At 70.9% G+C, this 4,460-nt stretch carries 4 protein-coding genes; 2 read left to right on the top strand and 2 right to left on the bottom strand.

Features of this window, described 5'->3' with window-relative positions; translation table 11 throughout:
• Nucleotides 1-1,814: phosphoenolpyruvate carboxykinase (GTP) (locus G5C65_RS31850; protein WP_165302517.1), on the top strand; the 1,814-nt coding region annotated here is incomplete at its 5' end.
• A 101-nt stretch (nucleotides 1,815-1,915) separates the two neighbouring features.
• On the opposite strand, the gene G5C65_RS31855 is transcribed toward G5C65_RS31850, so the two are convergent.
• Complete coding sequence (locus G5C65_RS31855) at nucleotides 1,916-2,323, bottom strand: SCO4983 family protein (protein WP_165302518.1); 408 nt, start codon at nucleotides 2,321-2,323, stop codon at nucleotides 1,916-1,918.
• 95 nt (nucleotides 2,324-2,418) lie between these two features.
• Nucleotides 2,419-3,630 (bottom strand): pyridoxal phosphate-dependent aminotransferase, encoded by a 1,212-nt coding sequence (locus G5C65_RS31860; RefSeq protein ID WP_165302519.1) that lies wholly within the window; start codon nucleotides 3,628-3,630, stop codon nucleotides 2,419-2,421.
• Nucleotides 3,631-3,719: 89 nt separating this feature from the next.
• On the opposite strand from G5C65_RS31860, the gene trhA reads away from it, so the two are divergent.
• Complete coding sequence (trhA, locus tag G5C65_RS31865; protein WP_165302520.1) at nucleotides 3,720-4,439, top strand: PAQR family membrane homeostasis protein TrhA; 720 nt, start codon at nucleotides 3,720-3,722, stop codon at nucleotides 4,437-4,439.
• Nucleotides 4,440-4,460: the final 21 nt, after the last annotated feature.

Below are 4,460 nucleotides of genomic sequence, written 5' to 3' on the forward strand. Positions count from 1 at the left end.
CCCCGTCCCCCGCCGACCCGCCGACCCGTCACCGGGAGCTGCTCGCCTGGGTGGACGGCATCGCCGCGCTCACCGAGCCCGACCGCGTCGTGTGGTGCGACGGCTCCGAGGCCGAGTACGAGCGGCTGTGCGAGGAACTGGTGGCCAGGGGCACGTTCAAGAAGCTGGATCCGGTCAAACGCCCGAACTCGTACTACGCCGCCTCGGACCCCAGCGATGTCGCGCGCGTCGAGGACCGCACCTTCATCTGCTCCGAGCGGGAGGAGGACGCGGGGCCGACGAACCACTGGAAGGACCCGGCTCGGATGCGCGACATCTTCACCGGGGAACAGGGCGTCTTCCGCGGCTCGATGCGCGGCCGGACCATGTACGTGGTGCCGTTCTGCATGGGCCCGCTGGGCTCCCCGCTGTCGGCGCCGGGCGTCGAGATCACCGACTCGGCGTATGTGGCCGTCTCGATGCGCACCATGACCCGGATGGGGCAGCCGGTGCTGGACGAGCTGGGCGAGGACGGCTTCTTCGTGAGGGCCGTGCACAGCGTGGGCGCCCCGCTGGCCGAGGGCGAGCGGGACGTGCCGTGGCCGTGCAACCCCACCAAGTACATCTCGCACTTCCCGGAGAGCCGCGAGATCTGGTCGTACGGCTCCGGCTACGGCGGCAACGCGCTGCTGGGCAAGAAGTGCTACGCGCTGCGCATCGCCTCCGTCATGGCCCGCGACGAGGGCTGGCTGGCCGAGCACATGCTCATCCTGAAGCTGACCCCGCCGCGCGGTGAGGCCAAGTATGTCGCGGCGGCCTTCCCCTCGGCCTGCGGCAAGACGAACCTCGCCATGCTGGAGCCCACGGTCCCGGGCTGGACGGTGGAGACGATCGGCGACGACATCGCCTGGATGCGCTTCGGCGAGGACGGGCGGCTGTACGCCATCAACCCGGAGGCGGGCTTCTTCGGCGTGGCGCCCGGCACCGGCGAGCACACCAACGCCAACGCCATGAAGACGCTGTGGGGCAACTCCGTCTTCACCAATGTCGCGCTCACCGACGACGGCGACGTGTGGTGGGAGGGCATGACCGAGGAGCCGCCGGCCCGGCTGACGGACTGGAAGGGCAACGCCTGGACGCCGGACTCGGACACCCCGGCGGCCCACCCCAACGCCCGCTTCACGGTGCCCGCCGGGCAGTGCCCGATCATCGCGCCCGAGTGGGAGGATCCGCGCGGCGTGCCGATCTCGGCGATCCTCTTCGGCGGGCGGCGCGCCACGGCCGTACCGCTGGTCACCGAGTCCTTCGACTGGCAGCACGGGGTGTTCCTCGGCGCCAACGTCGCCAGCGAGAAGACGGCGGCCGCCGAGGGCAAGGTCGGCGAGCTGCGCCGCGACCCGTTCGCGATGCTGCCCTTCTGCGGCTACAACATGGGCGACTACTTCGCCCACTGGCTGAAGGTCGGCCACGACGCGGCGGACGCCGCGAAGCTCCCGAAGATCTACTACGTCAACTGGTTCAAGAAGAACGAGGCGGGGAAGTTCGTCTGGCCCGGGTTCGGCGAGAACAGCCGCGTGCTGAAGTGGATCGTCCAGCGGCTCAACGGGGAGGCGGAGGGCGTCGAGACGCCCATCGGCGTGCTCCCCCGCGCGGCGGACCTGGACACCGAGGGGCTCGAACTCTCCCGCGCCGAGCTGGACTTCATCCTCGCGGTGGACCGGGATGTCTGGCGCGACGAGGCGTCCCGTATCCCCGAGCATCTGGAGACCTTCGGGGAGCACACCCCGAAGGAGCTGTGGGACGAGTACCGGGCGCTGGTCCGGCGCCTGGGCTGACGGGCCGCCCTGAAGGGGCGCGGGGCTGTGTCCACAGCGGCTTCGCCGCGGGGCGCGACCAGTGACAGAACACCCGCGCCCCGTGGCGAGCAGCAAACGGGTCAGGCGGGGACCGGGTTCGCGCCGTGGGCCGCCATGCGCTCGGCGGCGGTCTCGGCCGCCGCCTCGTCCTCGCGCGAGGTCGCGACGGACAGCGCGTTGCCCGCGAGCATCCGGGCCCGCTGGTGCAGCGAGGCGACGTGCGCGGCGTCCGCGCGGCGCGCGGTGGGCTCGGCCCGCAGCGGGGCGTGCCCGGTGAGCCGTGCCACCAGGGCAACCAGCTCGGCCGCTGCCGCGTCCAACGAGGTGTCCGGGGTCAGCACGCGCAGCTCGTCCGTCACGGTCAGCAGCGCGGTGAGATGCCCGGCCAGCCGGATGTCCAGCTCCTCCTCACGTGTCCGCCGCGGGAGCCCCCGCAGCGCCTCGTCCGCCAGGGTGTGGACCGACTTGGTGCGGATCGGTTCGTACATGGATGGCCTCCTGGCTGATGCGTTCAGGAAGCCATCCTAACTTAGACTCTGTCTAAAGTTGTCTTGAGGTCAGCGGCTGTCCGCTGCGGTGTCCGCTACGGCTGCCCGTAGCCGTCCAGGAAGCGGCCGATCCGGTCCACCGCCTCGGTCAGCTCGTCCGCGGACGGCAGGTTGACGATGCGGAAGTGGTCGGGCTCCGGCCAGTTGAAACCGGTGCCGTGCACGATCATGATCTTCTCGGCGCGGAGCAGGTCGATCACCATCTGCCGGTCGTCCTTGACCTTGTAGACCGCGGGGTCGAGCCGGGGGAAGGCGTAGATCGCGCCCTTCGGCTTGACGCAGGTCACGCCGGGGATCTGGGTGAGCCGCCGGTACGCGGCGTCCCGCTGCTCCCGCAGCCGTCCGCCCGGCAGCACCAGGTCCTCGATCGACTGGCGGCCGCCGAGCGCCGCGGCCACCGCGTGCTGCGCGGGCACATTGGCGCACAGCCGCATATTGGCGAGGACGGTCAGCCCCTCGATATAGCTGTCCGCGTGCCCCTTGGGGCCGCAGACCGCGAGCCAGCCGCTGCGGTACCCGGCGACGCGGTACGACTTCGACAGGCCGTTGAAGGTGAGGGTCAGCAGGTCGGGCGCGATCACCGTGGACGGGGTGTGGGTGGCGCCGTCGTAGAGGATCTTGTCGTAGATCTCGTCGGAGCAGACGACGAGGCGGTGCCGGCGGGCGATGTCGGTGAGGCCGCGCAGCATCTCCGCGTCGTAGACGGCGCCCGTGGGGTTGTTGGGGTTGATGATGACGAGCGCCTTGGTCCGGTCCGTGACCTTGCGCTCGATGTCCGCGAGGTCGGGCATCCAGTCGGACTGCTCGTCGCAGCGGTAGTGCACGGCGGTGCCGCCCGCGAGCGAGACCGAGGCCGTCCACAGCGGGTAGTCCGGCGCGGGGACCAGCACCTCGTCGCCGTCGTCGAGCAGCGCCTGCATCGACATCTGGATCAGCTCCGAGACGCCGTTGCCGAGGTAGATGTCCTCGACGGACAGCTCGACGCCCTGCGTCTGGTAGTGCTGCATCACCGCGCGCCGGGCGGACAGCAGCCCCTTGGCGTCGCCGTAGCCGTGCGCCGAGCCGACGTTGCGGAGCATGTCCTCCAGGATCTCCGGCGGGCACTCGAAGCCGAACGCCGCGGGGTTGCCCGTGTTGAGCTTCAGGATCCGGTGGCCTGCCGCCTCCAGCCGCGTCGCCTCCTCCAGGACGGGGCCCCGGATCTCGTAACAGACATTGGCGAGCTTCGTCGACTGGATCACCTGCATATCGCCACCTTACGGGCGCGTAACGCGGGGCGCCCCGTGTTTTCCCTCACCCCCTGAGGAGAGCGGAAAGCCGCCGATACGATGGCAGGATGACAGCCACCGAGCCACCGTCCCCCGAGCGGCCGGCGTCCGTCGCCGCTCCGCGGCTCTCCGCCACCGCTGCCGCAGCGCAGTCCATCAAGCCGAAGCTGCGCGGCTGGCTGCACGCCGGCATGTTCCCCGCCGTGCTGGTGTCCGGCGTCTTCCTCACCGCGCTCGCCGGGAGCACCCGCGGCCGGATCGCCTGCGCCGTCTACACGCTCACGGCCTGCCTGCTGTTCGGCGTCAGCGCGCTCTACCACCGTGGCGACTGGAGCCCCCGGGTCACCGCCGTGCTGCGGCGCCTCGACCACGCCAACATCTTCCTGATCATCGCGGGCACCTACACCCCGCTGACCATCCTGCTGCTGCCGGACGGCAGCCGCGCGTGGCTGCTGTGGGGGATCTGGGCCGCCGCGGCGGTCGGCATCGCCTTCCGGGTGCTGTGGGTCGGCGCCCCCCGCTGGCTCTACACCCCCTGCTATATCGCCATGGGCTGGGCCGCCGTCTTCTTCCTGCCCGACTTCCTGCGCACCGGCGGGATAGCGGTGCTGGTCCTCGTGGTGCTCGGCGGGGTGCTCTACAGCGCGGGCGGGGTGGTCTACGGCATCAAGCGCCCCAACCCGTCACCCCGCTGGTTCGGCTTCCACGAGGTGTTCCACTCGTTCACGCTGGCCGCCTTCGTGGCCCACTACGTGGGCATCTCCCTCGTGGCCTACCAGCACCACTGACCCCCGCGCGGGCGGCGGGGG

It is taken from the genome of Streptomyces boncukensis (assembly GCF_011045075.1).
Classification (GTDB): domain Bacteria; phylum Actinomycetota; class Actinomycetes; order Streptomycetales; family Streptomycetaceae; genus Streptomyces; species Streptomyces boncukensis.